The organism is Sphingomonas sp. PR090111-T3T-6A, from assembly GCF_000383095.1.
GTDB lineage: Bacteria > Pseudomonadota > Alphaproteobacteria > Sphingomonadales > Sphingomonadaceae > Solisphingomonas.
Window position 1 is genome coordinate 88,241 of record NZ_AORL01000025.1, and the last position, 14,337, is coordinate 102,577.

The window sequence follows — 14,337 nt, forward strand, 5'->3', positions numbered from 1 at the left end:
CCTTTTTCATTGGGCTGGGCTCAGCCGTATTTCGGACGGGGCGGGACATGGCCGGCGAAGGCGTCGTCCAGCATCTTCGCGAGCCGCAGCCCGCCGCGCAGCACCTGCTGCCGAAGCACCGGGATCAACTGCTGGATCGTCGCTTCGTCGAGCCCCGCGTCGGCGGGCCTGGTCGGCGGGCAGGCGGGGCCGTGGGTGGCCGTTGGGTAGACGGTGTCGCGGGCCAGCTCCCAGCTCTCCTTCGCCCAGTCGGTGACGGTGCCCGTCTGCATCGCGGCGCGGCTCTCCGGCGTGGTGCCGGCGAGCAGGCCTTTGGCGTCGCCCGGCGGCGTCGAGATGGCACGGTCGGCGAGCAGGCCGTCCCAGATGGAGTGGAGGTTCGTTCGCCCCGCCATCACGCCATAATGGGTGCGCAGCTTGTTGCCGCCCTGATCGCCGTCGCGTTCGGCGGCGTGGAGCGGCTGGTGCAGGTCGCCGACGAAGTGGACGAGGAAGATCAGCGCCATCAGCCGCTCACGCGGATTCAGATGCTTGTCGGCGAGCAGGCGCTGGTTGCGCTCGATCTGGGAGATCACGCAATTGCCGCCCGCGCACGGCCCCTTGGGGTCGAAGGGCTTGCACACGTCGATGTCGACGAAGTGCCAGTTGTAGGCATAGCTGAACCGGTCGCCGAGATTCTTCACGCAATCGGGCCAGACGGACGCTTCCGCGATGGTCTTGGCGGGGCAAGTCGGCGTGTCGAGCAGCTTGGACTGGCGGAGCAGCCCGTCGATGCCGGCGCGCGTCTCCGGGTTCACCTCCAGATAGGCGATGCGGGCGACCGTCTCGTGGCCATATTCCCACCAGGCGGCGGCGGGCGACAGCGGAAGCAGGAGCGCCACGATCGCGGCGAGCAGGAATTGGAGGCGGTTCATCATCGTCTCGGATCAGGAAGGGTTGCCGCTCCCCGGCGAAGGCAGCGGCCCGCTAGCAGCGCGAAGACCGGATGCCATCTTCACCGGGGAACGACCGGGGACGGGCGTTAGCGCGCGAGTCTCTCGGCAAGATTGCCGGATCGCAACATGCCGATTCAATCTTCGTCGTAGATGGCCACCTTGAGCGGCCGTTCCTGCCCCACCACGCCGCGATACATGCCCGGCGTGTTGAACGCCCAGCGGGCCTCGCCTTTGGGCGTGACAGTGATGAAGCCGCCCTTGCCGCCGAGCGCGGTCAGCTCGTCCACCATCGCGTCGGCGGTGGCGTCGAGGCCGGCGTCGGTCAGCCGCAGCCGGGCGCACAGCTCATGCGCGAGCCCGAGGCGGATATAATGCTCGCCCGATCCGGTGCAGGAGATCGCGGCAGCGCGATCGTCGGCATAAGTGCCCGCCCCGATCAGCGGCGAATCGCCGATCCGGCCCCAGCGCTTGGCGGTGAGCCCGCCGGTCGAGGTGGCGGCGGCGACATGGCCCGCCTCGTCCACCGCGACCGCGCCGACGGTGCCGTACTTCATCGCCGAATCGAACGGCATGTCGGGATGCGCCTTGATCTCGTCGAGCTGGCGGCGGCGTTCGGGGGTGGCGAACCAGTCCTGCGCCACCTGCTCCTGTCCGATATGCGCGGAGAAGGCGTCGGCCCCGGCGGACGACAGCAGCACGTGCGGGCTCTGCGTCATCACGGCGCGGGCGAGGCTGACGGGGTGGCGCGTCGCGGTGACGCCGGCGATGGCGCCTGCTTCGCGGCCGCGGCCGTCCATGATCGCGGCGTCGCACTCGATGCGGCCTTCCCAGGTGTAGACCGAGCCGCGCCCCGCGTTGAAATGCGGATCATCCTCCAGCACGCGCACCGCAGCCTCGACCGCATCGAGCGCGGAGCCGCCATCGCGCAGGATCGCGGCACCTGCTTCCAGCGCCGCCGTCAGGCCCACGCGGGCGCCCTGATCCTCAGCCTCGGTCAGCACGCCGGGGCGCATCGAGCCCGCGCCGCCATGAATCATGAGGGTCCAGCCCACGCATTGCTCCTTCTTCATGTGCTGGCGCTTATCATCTTGCGCCGCAGCGCCTATAGAGGCTCTCGACCACAATCGCGAAGGCTTCCCATGTCCATTCGTCCGTGGCGCGACATCACGCGCCGCCAATCCCGTCAGATCATGGTGGGCAACGTGCCCGTCGGCGGCGACGCGCCCGTCACCGTGCAGACGATGACCAACACGCTCACCACCGACGTGAAGGGCACGATCGACCAGATCCGCCGTTGCGAGGAAGCGGGCGTCGACATCATCCGCGTCTCCTGCCCTGACGAGGAATCGACCGTCGCGCTGAAGCAGATCGTCCGCGCGGCCCGCGTGCCGATCGTGGCGGATATCCACTTCCACTATAAGCGCGCGCTCGAAGCGGCGGACGCGGGCGCGGCCTGCCTGCGCATCAATCCCGGCAATATCGGCTCGGCGGCCCGCGTGCAGGAAGTGGTGAATGCCGCCAAGGCCAATGGCTGCGCGATCCGCATCGGCGTGAACGGCGGCTCCCTCGAGAAGGACCTGCTGGAAAAGTACGGCGAGCCTTGCCCCGAGGCGCTGGTCGAGAGCGCGCTCGATCATATCAAGCTGCTCCAGGATGCCGACTTCCACGAATATAAGGTGGCGGTGAAGGCGTCCGACCAGTTCCTCGCGGTGGCCGCCTACCAGCAGCTCGCCGAAGTGGTGGACTGCCCGCTGCATCTCGGCATCACCGAGGCCGGCGGCCTGATCGCCGGCACGGTGAAGAGCGCGATCGGCATCGGCTCGCTGCTCTGGTTCGGCATCGGCGACACGATCCGCGTCTCGCTCTCGGCCGAGCCCGAGGAAGAGGTGCGCGTCGGCTACGAGATCCTCAAGGCGCTCGGCATCCGCACCCGTGGCGTGCGCGTGGTGTCGTGCCCGTCCTGCGCGCGTCAGGGCTTCGACGTGATCCGCACCGTCGAGAAGCTGGAGGATCGCCTCAAGCATATCTCGACTCCGCTCTCGCTCTCGGTGCTGGGCTGCGTCGTGAACGGTCCGGGCGAGGCGCGCGAGACCGATATCGGCGTCACCGGCGGCGGCAACGGCAAGCACATGATCTATCTCTCGGGCGTCACCGATCACACGATCGACGACGACGCGATGGTCGATCATGTCGTGAAGCTGGTCGAGGCCAAGGCGGCCGAGATGGAAGCGGCCAAGGCGGCGGCAGAGGTTCAGGCGGCCGAGTGAAGGTGCCTGCTGGATCGTTCGTGGCGGATGGTGAGACCGTGAGCGTCACCGTCCGCGCGGCCCGCCTTGGCGACGAGGCGGAAATCCTCCGCATGATCCGCGCGCTTGCGGACTTCGAGCGCGAGCCCGATGCCGTCGAGGCGACCGAGGCGATGATCGGCCGCGCGCTGTTCGCGGACGGCGCCCATGTCCACGCGCATATCGCCGAGCGGGATGGGCAGGCCGTGGGCCTCGCGCTCTGGTTCCTCAACTACTCGACCTGGACGGGCAAGCCCGGCCTCTATCTCGAAGACCTGTTCGTCGATCCGTCCGAGCGCCGCTCCGGTGTCGCCCGCGCGCTGATGACGGCGCTGGCGCAGGAAGCGCAGGCGCGAGGCTGCGCGCGGATGGACTGGGCGGTGCTCGACTGGAACGAGGAGGCGATGCGCTTCTATCGCCGCATCGGCGCGCGGCGCTCCGAGGGCTGGCAGCCGTGGCGGCTGGAGGCGGACGGCATCGCCCGGCTCGCGGCGGGCGAGGCCTAGCTCCCGCCGCCGAGCACGTTGATCGTGAAGGCCAGAACGCCGAGGTTGAACACGAACGCCGCCAGACAGTGGAGCGTCGTGATCCGGCGCATCTGCGTGTTGGTGAGCGCGGTGTCGGACGTCTGGAAGGTCATCCCCAGCGTGAAGCTGAAATAGATGAAGTCCCAGTAGTTGGGCTCCTTCGTCTCCGGGAAATCCAGCCCGCCGCTGTCCTCGCTGGTGCCGTCGTCGTCGGTATCGGACTGGACGTAGAAGACATGCGCATAGTGCAGCGCATAGACCATGTTGGAGAAGAGCCAGGCCAGCGACAGGGTGGCGATGATCAATGCCACGGTCTCGGGCTTGGGCGAGGCTTTCTCCAGCAGCTCCGAGAAGACCGCTACCAGCACCACCAGCGAGACGGTGACGCTGATCGTCAGCAACAGCGCGCGGTTGGCGTCGTTGCGCGCGGCATAGTCGCGCATCGCATCGGCATGCGGCGTCTGGAGCAATCGCCAGAGCGACAGCAGGAACACCGCCGAGGCGAGATCGAAAGCGAGCATCGTGCCGTGCCGCCAGCCGATCGTGCTTCCCAGCAGCGGGATGCCCGCGGCCAGCAGCACGAGGAAGATGAGAAAGCGCACCGGCGCGATGCGGTTGCCGAGATCGAGCTTCATGGCCATGAGGCGGAGGATAGCGTGCCGAACCGGAAAGGCGCGCGAAAACATTCTCAAGCCGAAAGGGAGGCGGAATGGCGTGGATCTGGCTGTTGTTGGGCGGACTGGGGGAGGTGGGCTTCACCACCTGCCTGCGTTTCGTCGACGGTTTCCGCAATGTCGGCTGGACGTTGGGCTTCCTCGTCTCGGTGACGCTCAGCATGGGCTTGCTGGAGCTGGCCTCGCGCTCGATCCCGATGGGAACGGCCTATGCGGTGTGGGGCGGCATCGGCGCGCTCGGCACGGTGGCCGTGGGCATCCTCTTCTTCGAAGAGCCTCTGGGGGCTGCGCGCCTGCTGCTGATCGTCGGCCTTGTCGGCTGCATCGCCGGGCTCAAGCTGGTGAGCCATTGAGGAAAGCCCCTCCCGCATGCCGTGCGGGAGGGGCTTCCGTCATGCTTACTTCTTCGGTTCGAGCAGCTTGTCGAGGCCGGCCTCGCCCTTCGCCACCTTCACCAGCGTCGGATAGCGCAGGCCGCCGTTCCACTGCACGGCGACATCACGATATTCCGAGCCCTGCTTGACGAGCAGATGGATCGGCTGAGTGCCGCCCTTGGCCGCGGTGATCACGCTCTTGAGCAGATCCTTGTCATAGGCGCGGCCTTCCACGGCGACGAGCTTGGAGCCCGTGGTGATGCCCGCCTTGAACGCCGGGCTATCCCAGAACACGCCGCTGATCGCGCCTTCCTTGCCGATCGTGAGGCCGATCGAATAGCTGTAGTCGGAAACCTCGCGGGCCTTTTCGCGCGACTTCCACCAGTCGGTCGGCTTGTCCTGATAGTCGAGCTTGTAGCCGCCGCGCGCGATCCAGCCGAGCGTCGCCTCGGGCCTCACGGCATAGATGCGCTCGTTGAGGAAGGTCGCCCAGTCATAGGGCACGACCGAGTTCAGCGCCGCGACGACATCCTCGAAGCGGTAGGTCAGCACGCCCCAGTCGCGGTCCTTCATGCCGAAGAAGGTGCGGGCGAAATCGTCGAGCGACTTCTTGCCCCCGGTCTTCTCGCGGATGAGCTGGTCGGCATCGAGCCACACCAGCTTGCCGGCCTCATAATAGTCCTCGGACCACTGATAGCTGGTCCAGGCCTTGGGCCGGCGCTGCGAGATGCTCGGATCGTTGGTGGTGTCCTCGACCGTGCGCCACGCCTTGGCGGGGGTGTTCTGGTAATAGGCCGCGGTCGAGGCGAGGGCGTCCAGCGTCTCCTGCTTGGTGGCGAGGCCCGAGCGCGCCTGGAGGATGTAGCCCCAATATTGGGTCTGACCTTCATACACCCAGAGCAGCGTGTCCTGCATGGGGGTGCGATAGTCGGGCGTCCACAGGTCGGCCGGGCGGCGATACTTGCCGTCCCAGCTATGCGTGAACTCGTGCGCCAGCAGGTTGCGGGCAGCGACGCTCGAATCCCAATCGGTGAAATAGTCGGCGTCGGTGCCGTCCTCGGACGAGCGGTGATGCTCCAGCCCCTCGCCGCCGAGATTGTCGGAAAGCGTGAACAGGAAGTCGTAATGGTCGTAATGCTGCGCGCCGAACAGCTTCACGGCCTGCTCGACGAGGCGCTTGTGCGCGGCGATCTGCTCGGGGCTGGCCTTGAGCTGATCGGGCCGGTCGGCGGCGATGTCGAGGCGGACGCCGGGCGTCAGCTCGTGGCTCACCATGTTGCGGCCGGCGATGGCCGGCGAATCGACCAGCGTCTCGAAATCCACCACCGGATAGGTGACCGTGTCGCCCGACAGGCCGGGCGCCAGCGCCGTCGCGGACTTCCAGCCCTTCGGATAGGTCACGCTCGCCTCGAACGGAATCTGGCGGACGAAATAGCCCGCCGGATAGAGCGCCACGCAATCCCACTGGAGGCTCAGCATGTCGGGCGTCGCGACGATGCGGCCCTGGTTGCCGGTGGTCGGCGAGAGATACTGGAAGCTGGCGGTGATCTCCCTGGCGCCCGCCGGCACGTCGATGTGGAAGGCATAGACGTCGATGGTGTCACGCACCCAGGGCAGGGTCTTGCCGTCGGCGGTGATGACGAGGCCGGCCATCTTGGAGACCTGGCCGGTCGGGCTGTGGTTGCCGGGCAGCCACTTGGGGAAGAGCAGGGTGAGCTTGCCCGCTTCCGCGACGGGGATGACTTCCTTCACCGTGAAGATGCCACGGGTCACGTCGGTGGCATCGACCGCGAGCTTGATCGTGCCGCCGGGATAGGGAACGTCCTTGGGCGCGGGGATCGTGTCGTTGATCGCGACCGGCTGCGGAAAGCTGTTGGTGGCGGGCTGCATGGCATGAGCGGCGCCAAGGCCGAGGAACAGCGCGATCGGGGCGGCGCCGGCGAGCGCGCGGGCGAACTTGGTCATCGAACGGGAAACTCCCTGTCAGAAATCTGCCGCAGAGCGATGCCGCGCCCGGACGAAAAGGTCCAGATGGCGCAAGAATATTTCAGATATTTCACGACCGTCCGATTGCCTGCGCCCCAACGAAAAGCGGGCCGGAAGCGCTGTCTGCGCCTCCGGCCCGCCTTGCGTGCGTCGATCGGACGATCGGATCAGAGGTGCTTGGCGCCCGCGTCGTCGCCGGTCTCTTCCTTGGCCTTCTTGGCGGCCTCGATCGCCTCGAGAATGATCTGGCGCGCTTCGTCGGCATCGCCCCAGGTGCCGATGCGCACCCACTTCTGCTTTTCCAGATCCTTGTAGTGGGTGAAGAAATGCTCGATCTGCTGCATCACGATCTCGGGCAGATCGTCCTTCTCGCCGACTTCGTTGTAGTAGGGGAAGGTCTTGTTGTCGGGGACGGTGATGAGCTTCTCGTCGCCGCCGGCTTCGTCCTCCAGGCGCAGAACCGCGATCGGGCGGACGCGCACCACGCTGCCCGGCACGAAGGGCGAGCGCGCGATCACCAACGCGTCGAGCGGATCGCCGTCGGGCGAGAGCGTGTGCGGCACGAAGCCGTAGTTGGCGGGGTAACGCATCGGCGTGTGCAGGATGCGATCGACGAAGAGCGCGCCCGACTTCTTGTCGAACTCGTACTTCACCGGCTCGCCGCCGACGGGCACCTCGATGATGACGTTCAGCTCGTGCGGCGGGTTGGCGCCAACGGGGATGAGATCGATGTTCATAGCGGGGAGCGAAATACCGCCCGCCGCATCGGGCCTCAAGTCGCCTTGTGCATGTGCGAAGTATATTTTCCGTTTAACCGTTTTCCATTAGGGACCGGCCCCCATGAGCCGTACCGAAACACCCCAGCGCATCCGTGGCACCCAGGACCTCTTCGGCGAGGCCGCGCGCCGCCATCACGCCGTGGTCTCGGCCTTCGACCGGGTGCGGGGCCTCTATGGCTTCCAGCGCGTCGAGATTCCGATCTTCGAGGCGACCGCCGTCTTCGCCCGCTCGATCGGCGAGACGACCGATGTCGTCTCCAAGGAGATGTACACCTTCGAGGATCGCGGCGGGGATTCGCTGACGCTGCGCCCGGAGTTCACGGCGGGCCTTTCGCGTGCCTACCTCACCGAGGGCTGGCAGCAGTTCGTGCCGCTGAAGCTCGCCACCCACGGCCCCGTGTTCCGCTACGAGCGCCCGCAGAAGGGGCGCTATCGCCAGTTCCACCAGATCGACGCCGAGATCATCGGCGCCGCCGAGCCGCAGGCGGATGTCGAGCTGCTGGTGATGGCTGACCAGCTCCTCCACGAACTCGGCATCGCCGACGGCGTGACGCTCCAGCTCAATACGCTGGGCGACGCCGAGACGCGCGATGCTTGGCGTGACGCGCTCGTCGCGCATTTCGAGAAGCATCGCGGTGAGCTGTCCGAGGACAGCCTTATCCGGCTGGAGAAGAACCCGCTGCGTATCCTCGATTCGAAGGACCCGCGCGACCGTCCGATCGCCGACGCGGCTCCCGGCATCGACGCGCATATGTCGAGCGAGGCCGGCGCCTTCTTCGAGGCCGTCACCAAGGGGCTCGACGCGGCCGGTGTCGCCTGGACGCGCAATGCGCGGCTGGTGCGCGGGCTCGATTATTATCGCCACACCGCCTTCGAGTTCGTCACCGACCGGCTGGGCGCGCAGGGCACGGTGCTCGCCGGTGGCCGTTACGATGGCCTCATCGAATCGCTCGGTGGTCCCGCGACCCCGGCAGTCGGCTGGGCGGCGGGCATCGAGCGCCTCGGCATGCTGATCGACGAGCCGGCCAAGCCCAGCATCGACGTCGCGGTCGTTCCCATGGGGGCTGCGGCGGAAGCTGCGGCGGGCGGCGTGATCGCTGCGCTGCGCCGCGCCGGCCTCGCCTGCGACATGGCGTATAAGGGCAATATGAAGAAGCGGATGCAGAAGGCCGATACGGCCGGCGCGCGCTTCGCGGTGATCCTCGGCGAGGACGAGCTGGCGCGCGGCGAGGCCTCGGTGAAGCGCCTCGCGACCGGCGAGCAGGCCGCCGTGCCGCTCGACCGCATCGCGACCTGGATCGGGGTGGAGACCGCCGCCTGATGGTCTCGATCACGTCCGAGCGCATCGCCGCGATCGAGGCGCGGCACCATGAGCTTCAGTCGGCGATGGCGCGCGGCGATCTGCCGACCGACCAGTTCGTCCGCCTGTCGCGCGATTATGCCGAGCTGGAGCCGGTGGCGGTGGCCGCCGCCGAGGTTCGCCGTTTGCGCGCCGAACTCGGCGTGCTGACCGGCATGGCGGAAGACCCGGACGCCGATATCCGCGCCATGGCGGTCGAGGAGATGGAGCTGATCCGCACCCGCCTGCCGGATGCGGAGCGCCACCTCGCGATCAGCCTGTTGCCCAAGGATGCGGCGGACGAACGCTCGGCGATCCTCGAAATCCGCGCCGGCACCGGTGGCGACGAGGCGGCCCTGTTCGCGGGCGACCTGTTCCGCATGTACCAGCGCTATGCCGACACGCAGGGCTGGCGCGTGGAGCTGATGTCGGCGAACGCGGCCGAGATGGGCGGCTTCAAGGAAGTCGTCGCGTCGGTCACGGGGCAGGGGGTGTTCGCCAAGCTCAAGTTCGAGAGCGGCGTGCACCGCGTCCAGCGCGTGCCCGTCACCGAGAGCGGCGGGCGTATCCACACCTCGGCGGCGACGGTGGCGGTGCTGCCCGAGGCCGAGGAGGTCGACGTCAAGATCGACGAGAAGGATCTGCGCATCGACGTGTTCCGCTCGTCCGGCCCCGGCGGCCAGTCGGTCAACACCACGGATTCGGCGGTGCGCATCACCCACTTGCCGACCGGCTTGGTCGTTAGCCAGCAGGACGAGAAATCGCAGCACAAGAACAAGGCGAAGGCCATGAAGGTGCTGCGCGCGCGGCTCTATGAGCTGGAGCGCGAGCGGCTGGCTTCGGCGCGGGCGGGCGCGCGCAAGTCGATGGTCGGCTCGGGCGATCGTTCGGAGCGCATCCGGACGTACAATTTCCCGCAGGGCCGCGTGACCGATCACCGCATCAACCTGACGCTCCACCGCCTGCCCGAAATCCTCGAAGGCCAGATGGACGAGCTGCTCGGCGCGCTGATCGCGGAGGATGAGGCGAGCCGCCTCGCCGCCCTCGACGATGTCGCCTGACATGCGCGCGGCGCTGGCGGAGGCCACGGCCCGCCTCGCCGAGCATTCGGAGACGCCGCGCCTCGACGCCGAGCTGCTGATGGCGCACGCGCTGGGGGCGAGCCGGGAGGCGTTGCTGCTCGGCGGGCTCGACCGGCCGGCGCCCGAGGGCTTCGCGGCGTTGCTGGAGCGGCGCGTGGATGGGGAGCCGCTCGCCTACATCACGGGCAGTCGTGCCTTCTGGACGATCGACCTTGCGGTCGCGCCCGGCGTGCTGATCCCGCGTCCCGACAGCGAGACGCTGATCGAGGCGGCGGTCGATCATTTTCGCGGCACGGCCGGCCCCAGGCGCGTGCTCGATCTCGGTACCGGCTCGGGCGCGCTGCTGCTCGCCGCGCTGGCGGAGTGGCGGCAAGCGTCAGGCGTCGGCATCGATCGCTCGTCCGCTGCGCTTGCCATCGCATCGGCCAATGCCGAGGCGCTAGGCATGGGTGCGCGGGCGGAGATGATCGAGGGCGGCTGGGCCGGCACCGGCGAGGCGTTCGACCTCATCCTCTGCAACCCGCCCTATATCGGGACGGACGAGCCCCTGCCCCGCGACGTGATCGAGCATGAGCCGCACTCCGCGCTGTTCGCCGGAGCGGACGGCCTCGACGATTATCGCGCGATCGCGCCCTTGCTTCCGGCGCAGCTTGCGCCGGGCGGCGTCGCCTGCATCGAGATCGGTGCGACGCAGGGGGCCGCCGTCTCGGCGCTGATCGCGGCCAAGGGGCTCGCGGTGCGGGTCCGCCCCGATCTCGCCGGGCGGGACCGTTGCGTCATTGCGACGCACTGAAACGCATATTCCACTTGGTTTTGCGATTGCGGCACACTACATGAGGAGCAGGAACGGGGGCCACTCAGCATCGGAACATCGTGTTCGAACGCTGCGGCCCCATGCCGAAACCGATGGCCTGCCGCTCCGCATGCGGGGCAGCGACGCGGAATGGGGCGTGTGACCTCCACACGCCCGAGGCCGGCGCGCAGATCATGGACGGCGCCTGCGAATCGCCCGGGAGGGCCCGGACGAATGCCGGACGCGACCGGCGGGAGTGGTGACTAGGACCACCAGGAACGAGGACTCGGAAACGTTGATCAACAATCGGCAGAACGGCCGTCGCCGTGGCCGCGGCGGCGCGCAGGTGCGGGGCCCCGGCGGCAATGGCTCCGATCGAGGCAACCGGATCGACAACCGGGCGCGCGGCAACGCGGCCCAGCTGCATGAGAAATATCGGAATCTCGCGCGTGACGCCCAGACTCAGGGCGACCGTGTCATGACCGAATATTATCTCCAGTTCGCGGACCATTATTTCCGCGTCCTCAACGAGAATCGCGCCCGGTTCGAGGATCAGAATCCGCATCAGAACCAGCAGCGCCGCCCGCGCTTCGAGAATGACGAGTTCGAGGAAGGCGGCGACGAGGGCGAGGTCTCCGAAGAGGCGGCCGAAGCCGAACAGCCGCGCCGCGAGGAACGCGAGCCGCGCCGTCAGGAGCGTCAGGGCCAGGATCGTCAGGATCGCGAACCGCGCCGCCGCGAGCGTGAGCGCGAGCCGGTGGCCGCCGAGGCGGAAGCCCCCCGCGAGGAAGCGAGCGAGGACGAGGGCGGTGATCGCCGTCCGCGCCGTGGCCGCCGCCCGCGTCGCGCCGAGGGCGAGGCGCAGGCCGAGGGCGCCCCGCAGCGCATCGAGATCGACCGTCTGCCGCCGGCCTTCGGCCCGTCCGACGATGAGGGCACCAACGGCCATGCCGCCGCTCCGGCCGAAGCCGATGCCGGCGAGGAGCCCGCGCCGCGCCGCCGCCGCACCCGCCGCGTCGCGACGCCGAACGAGGACAGCCCGGTCGCGGCCTGATCCGCAACCGGTTTGCCGGGAATCAGGAAGGGCGCCGTTCCATCGGGGACGGCGCCCTTTCCTTTTGGGGCTTAGTGCCGCTCGTCGAACGGGTCGGCCGCGTCCTCGTCATGCCCGCTGCCCGAGGAGAGGAAGGCGAGGCTCATCAGTCCCGTGCCCACCATCACGGTGAGGAACACGCCCAGCGAGGCGGCGATCACCATATGCACCGGCACAGGCGATCCGCCCGTCTTGAAGTAGATCAGCGCCACCACCACGCAGGCCAGGGCGAGCAGCGTCATCCACCGCATGATCCGCCAATAGCGGGCCCAGGCATGGGGATTGGCGATCCGTCGCCGCGGGGTGGGATCAGGTTTCGGCATGGCTTCCATTTGGCCTCCGGTCATGGAATCATCAACCCGGCCGGAGCGGTCCAGCCCGGCCTAAAAAGAGGAGGCCGGCATGACGATCGCGGCGATTCTCCAATCGAGGAACGGGGATATCATCTCCGTCGATCCAGACATGCCGGTGGGCGCGGTCGTGAAGCTGCTCGCGGAACGGCGTATCGGTGCGGTGCCCGTGATTCAGAACGGGCGTGTCCTCGGCATCTTCTCCGAACGAGACGTGATCTACAGGCTGGGCGCGGAAGGGCCGGCTACGCTGGATCGGAAGGTTGGCGAGGTGATGACCACTCCCGCGCTCACGGTCGAGCGCAGCACGCGAATCCTGTCGGCGCTCGCGCTGATGACGCAGCGGCGCATCCGCCATCTGCCGGTGGTGGATGACGGGGCGATGGTCGGCTTCGTGTCGATCGGCGATCTGGTGAAGCAGCGCATCGACCGGATCGAGGCGGAGGCGGAGGCGATGCGCCTCTACATCGCGGGGAATTGAACGCGCGCGCCGGCGGTCCTCAGATGGTCGCCGGCTGATCCCGGCCGCGAACCATGGCGAGCGCCTGCACCACGAGCGGCCGGGCGACCAGCAGGATGAGCGCCGCATAGGCCGCCACGCCGGCCGGCACGAGGATAGCCAGTCGCGCGGGCGGCGCCATCGCCGGCAGCAGCCGGTCCACGCCCGTCACCACCAGCCCCATGCCCAGCGCCGCGACCAGGGGCGCCCAGATCGCGCCGCCGAGCCGCCGCCAGCTCAGCCCGATCACCGGCAGCGACAGGCTGCTCGACACCAGCACGAGGAGCGGCGTCGCCACCACCCACGCCGCCGCCATGCCGGTCGGCCCGAAGCGCACGCCCACCGCAAAGGCGGCCGGCAGCAGCAGTGCCCCCGCGCCGGAGGAGATCGCCCCGATCCGTGGCTTGCCGAGCGCATTGGTAGCCGGCGGATAGAGGATGTGCAGCGTCACGAACGGCATGGCGAAGGCGAGCAGCCGCACCAGCGGCACCACCTCGGCCCATCGCGGCCCCATGGCGGTCAGCACCAGCGGCTCGGCGGTCGCCGCCAGCCCCACATAGCAGGGCAACGCCACCAGCATGATGAGGCTGAGCGCGCGGGCGAAGCTCCACGCGACCGCGCCCCTGTCCGCCTGCATCCGGGCATAAGCGGGGAAGGCGACGTCGTTCAGCGCGGGCACGAACTTGTTGACGAGGATCTGGGTGAGGAACAGTCCCTCGGAATAGAGCCCCAGCATATGCGCATCGAAACGGCGCCCGGCGATGAACACGTCCGCCTGATTCTGCACGAACCACAGGATGTCGCTCACCAGCACGGTGCCGCCATAGCCGAGCGTCGCGCCCGCGCCCGAAAGGCTGAAACGAGGCCGCACCCACCAGCGCCCGAGAATACCGAGCAGTAGCGCGCGCGTCGTGAAGAGCGCGAGCGGCGCCAGCACCAGCGTCCATACGCCGAGCCCCGCCAGCGCACAGGCCGGCGCAGTGATCGCTCCCGCCAATGCCGCCAGCAGGTTGGCGCGTCCCTGTGTGCGGAAGTCGATATTCCGACTGAGCAGCGCCTGCGGCATGATGATGAAGGGCGTCGTGATGTGCAGCAGGCTCTGGACGCGCAGCAGCGCCACCAGCATGGGCTGATGGAAATAGTCGGCGGCAAGCGGGGCGGCGAGGAACTGCGCGGCGGCGATCGATCCGTTCATCAGGATCAGCACGCCGAACACCTGGCCCACCCGCCCTTCATCGAGCCGTTCGCTCTGCACCAGAGAGGCGGCAAAGCTGAAACCGTTCATGAGCGTGGCGAGCGAGATCACCATCTGCGTCATCGCAAACAGGCCATAGTCCGCGGGTGTCAGCAGGCGGAGCACGAGGAAGGTGGAACTCCACATCACGAGCTGGCCGATGATCTGGCTGCCCGAGCGCCAGAGCACCGCGCTACGGATCCGCGGAGCCATTCCCGCGGCCGACCCCGTCTGTTCCGCATCCTCTCGAATCGCAGGCACCCGATTCCCCCACATCGATCCGGCCGCTTGTGCCCGGCAGGCGTTAAAAAATCGCGGTTTTTCGCGGTGTTGCAAGCGGACCGAAACAATTTTGCAAAATGGTGTTGACGCCCGGGGTCTCAGCCC

The 14,337-nt window shown here is 68.1% G+C and carries 15 protein-coding genes; 8 read left to right on the forward strand and 7 right to left on the reverse strand.

Annotated elements, in window-relative coordinates; translation table 11 throughout:
- Positions 1-20: 20 nt before the first annotated feature.
- The gene (locus ST3T6A_RS0118865; RefSeq protein ID WP_051103505.1) at positions 21-914 is read right to left on the reverse strand and encodes a S1/P1 nuclease; all 894 of its coding nucleotides are present in this window, start codon (positions 912-914) and stop codon (positions 21-23) included.
- A 155-nt stretch (positions 915-1,069) separates the two neighbouring features.
- On the reverse strand, positions 1,070-1,987 hold the full coding sequence (locus ST3T6A_RS0118870) for an isoaspartyl peptidase/L-asparaginase family protein (RefSeq protein ID WP_026359875.1): 918 nt from the start codon (positions 1,985-1,987) through the stop codon (positions 1,070-1,072).
- Positions 1,988-2,074: 87 nt separating this feature from the next.
- Between ST3T6A_RS0118870 and ispG the strand changes: the two genes are divergently transcribed.
- Positions 2,075-3,202, forward strand: coding sequence for a flavodoxin-dependent (E)-4-hydroxy-3-methylbut-2-enyl-diphosphate synthase (gene ispG / locus ST3T6A_RS0118875; RefSeq protein ID WP_019834522.1), 1,128 nt, complete (start codon positions 2,075-2,077; stop codon positions 3,200-3,202).
- Positions 3,199-3,726: a GNAT family N-acetyltransferase gene (locus tag ST3T6A_RS0118880; RefSeq protein ID WP_019834523.1), complete on the forward strand. Its 528-nt coding sequence runs from the start codon at positions 3,199-3,201 to the stop codon at positions 3,724-3,726. The genes ispG and ST3T6A_RS0118880 overlap by 4 nt, the downstream gene beginning before the upstream one ends.
- Here ST3T6A_RS0118880 and ST3T6A_RS0118885 read toward each other — a convergent pair.
- Positions 3,723-4,388, reverse strand: a complete 666-nt coding sequence (locus ST3T6A_RS0118885) for a DUF1345 domain-containing protein (protein ID WP_019834524.1) — start codon at positions 4,386-4,388, stop codon at positions 3,723-3,725. The genes ST3T6A_RS0118880 and ST3T6A_RS0118885 overlap by 4 nt on opposite strands.
- 68 nt (positions 4,389-4,456) lie before the next feature.
- Between ST3T6A_RS0118885 and ST3T6A_RS0118890 the strand changes: the two genes are divergently transcribed.
- Positions 4,457-4,774 (forward strand): DMT family transporter, encoded by a 318-nt coding sequence (locus tag ST3T6A_RS0118890; protein ID WP_019834525.1) that lies wholly within the window; start codon positions 4,457-4,459, stop codon positions 4,772-4,774.
- A 45-nt stretch (positions 4,775-4,819) separates the two neighbouring features.
- Here the strand turns inward: ST3T6A_RS0118890 and ST3T6A_RS0118895 are convergent, their stop codons facing one another.
- Together ST3T6A_RS0118895 and ppa are read right to left on the reverse strand one after the other, a co-directional pair.
- On the reverse strand, positions 4,820-6,760 hold the full coding sequence (locus ST3T6A_RS0118895) for a M61 family metallopeptidase (protein WP_019834526.1): 1,941 nt from the start codon (positions 6,758-6,760) through the stop codon (positions 4,820-4,822).
- Between the two features lie 188 nt (positions 6,761-6,948).
- Positions 6,949-7,518, reverse strand: a complete 570-nt coding sequence (gene ppa, locus ST3T6A_RS0118900; protein WP_019834527.1) for an inorganic diphosphatase — start codon at positions 7,516-7,518, stop codon at positions 6,949-6,951.
- A gap of 103 nt (positions 7,519-7,621) precedes the next feature.
- Here ppa and hisS point away from each other — a divergent pair, with 103 nt between their 5' ends.
- The 4 genes from hisS (at position 7,622) to ST3T6A_RS0118920 (ending at position 11,828) form a co-directional block, all read left to right on the forward strand.
- Positions 7,622-8,881, forward strand: coding sequence for a histidine--tRNA ligase (gene hisS / locus ST3T6A_RS0118905; protein WP_019834528.1), 1,260 nt, complete (start codon positions 7,622-7,624; stop codon positions 8,879-8,881).
- Complete coding sequence (prfA, locus tag ST3T6A_RS0118910) at positions 8,881-9,960, forward strand: peptide chain release factor 1 (protein WP_019834529.1); 1,080 nt, start codon at positions 8,881-8,883, stop codon at positions 9,958-9,960. The genes hisS and prfA overlap by 1 nt, the downstream gene beginning before the upstream one ends.
- Positions 9,950-10,774 carry a peptide chain release factor N(5)-glutamine methyltransferase gene (gene prmC / locus ST3T6A_RS0118915; protein ID WP_019834530.1) on the forward strand — a complete coding sequence of 275 codons (825 nt, stop codon included), beginning with the start codon at positions 9,950-9,952 and terminating at the stop codon, positions 10,772-10,774. The genes prfA and prmC overlap by 11 nt, the downstream gene beginning before the upstream one ends.
- 346 nt (positions 10,775-11,120) lie before the next feature.
- On the forward strand, positions 11,121-11,828 hold the full coding sequence (locus ST3T6A_RS0118920; protein ID WP_235785860.1) for a DUF4167 domain-containing protein: 708 nt from the start codon (positions 11,121-11,123) through the stop codon (positions 11,826-11,828).
- A gap of 71 nt (positions 11,829-11,899) precedes the next feature.
- Here the strand turns inward: ST3T6A_RS0118920 and ST3T6A_RS0118925 are convergent, their stop codons facing one another.
- On the reverse strand, positions 11,900-12,199 hold the full coding sequence (locus tag ST3T6A_RS0118925; protein ID WP_019834532.1) for a hypothetical protein: 300 nt from the start codon (positions 12,197-12,199) through the stop codon (positions 11,900-11,902).
- 70 nt (positions 12,200-12,269) lie between these two features.
- Here ST3T6A_RS0118925 and ST3T6A_RS0118930 point away from each other — a divergent pair, with 70 nt between their 5' ends.
- Positions 12,270-12,698, forward strand: coding sequence for a CBS domain-containing protein (locus ST3T6A_RS0118930; RefSeq protein ID WP_019834533.1), 429 nt, complete (start codon positions 12,270-12,272; stop codon positions 12,696-12,698).
- A gap of 19 nt (positions 12,699-12,717) precedes the next feature.
- Here the strand turns inward: ST3T6A_RS0118930 and ST3T6A_RS0118935 are convergent, their stop codons facing one another.
- On the reverse strand, positions 12,718-14,163 hold the full coding sequence (locus tag ST3T6A_RS0118935) for a lipopolysaccharide biosynthesis protein (RefSeq protein WP_019834534.1): 1,446 nt from the start codon (positions 14,161-14,163) through the stop codon (positions 12,718-12,720).
- Positions 14,164-14,337 lie beyond the last annotated feature (174 nt).

Bases quoted from the DNA above. Each gene is read 5' to 3' on its own strand.
- ST3T6A_RS0118935 (WP_019834534.1), bottom strand. From the start codon at position 14,163: ATGGCTCCGCGGATCCGTAGCGCGGTGCTCTGGCGCTCGGGCAGCCAG.
- hisS (WP_019834528.1), top strand. From the start codon at position 7,622: ATGAGCCGTACCGAAACACCCCAGCGCATCCGTGGCACCCAGGACCTC.
- ispG (WP_019834522.1), top strand. From the start codon at position 2,075: ATGTCCATTCGTCCGTGGCGCGACATCACGCGCCGCCAATCCCGTCAG.
- prmC (WP_019834530.1), top strand. From the start codon at position 9,950: ATGTCGCCTGACATGCGCGCGGCGCTGGCGGAGGCCACGGCCCGCCTC.
- ST3T6A_RS0118895 (WP_019834526.1), bottom strand. From the start codon at position 6,760: ATGACCAAGTTCGCCCGCGCGCTCGCCGGCGCCGCCCCGATCGCGCTG.
- ppa (WP_019834527.1), bottom strand. From the start codon at position 7,518: ATGAACATCGATCTCATCCCCGTTGGCGCCAACCCGCCGCACGAGCTG.
- prfA (WP_019834529.1), top strand. From the start codon at position 8,881: ATGGTCTCGATCACGTCCGAGCGCATCGCCGCGATCGAGGCGCGGCAC.
- ST3T6A_RS0118890 (WP_019834525.1), top strand. From the start codon at position 4,457: ATGGCGTGGATCTGGCTGTTGTTGGGCGGACTGGGGGAGGTGGGCTTC.
- ST3T6A_RS0118930 (WP_019834533.1), top strand. From the start codon at position 12,270: ATGACGATCGCGGCGATTCTCCAATCGAGGAACGGGGATATCATCTCC.
- ST3T6A_RS0118885 (WP_019834524.1), bottom strand. From the start codon at position 4,388: ATGGCCATGAAGCTCGATCTCGGCAACCGCATCGCGCCGGTGCGCTTT.
- ST3T6A_RS0118865 (WP_051103505.1), bottom strand. From the start codon at position 914: ATGAACCGCCTCCAATTCCTGCTCGCCGCGATCGTGGCGCTCCTGCTT.
- ST3T6A_RS0118925 (WP_019834532.1), bottom strand. From the start codon at position 12,199: ATGGAAGCCATGCCGAAACCTGATCCCACCCCGCGGCGACGGATCGCC.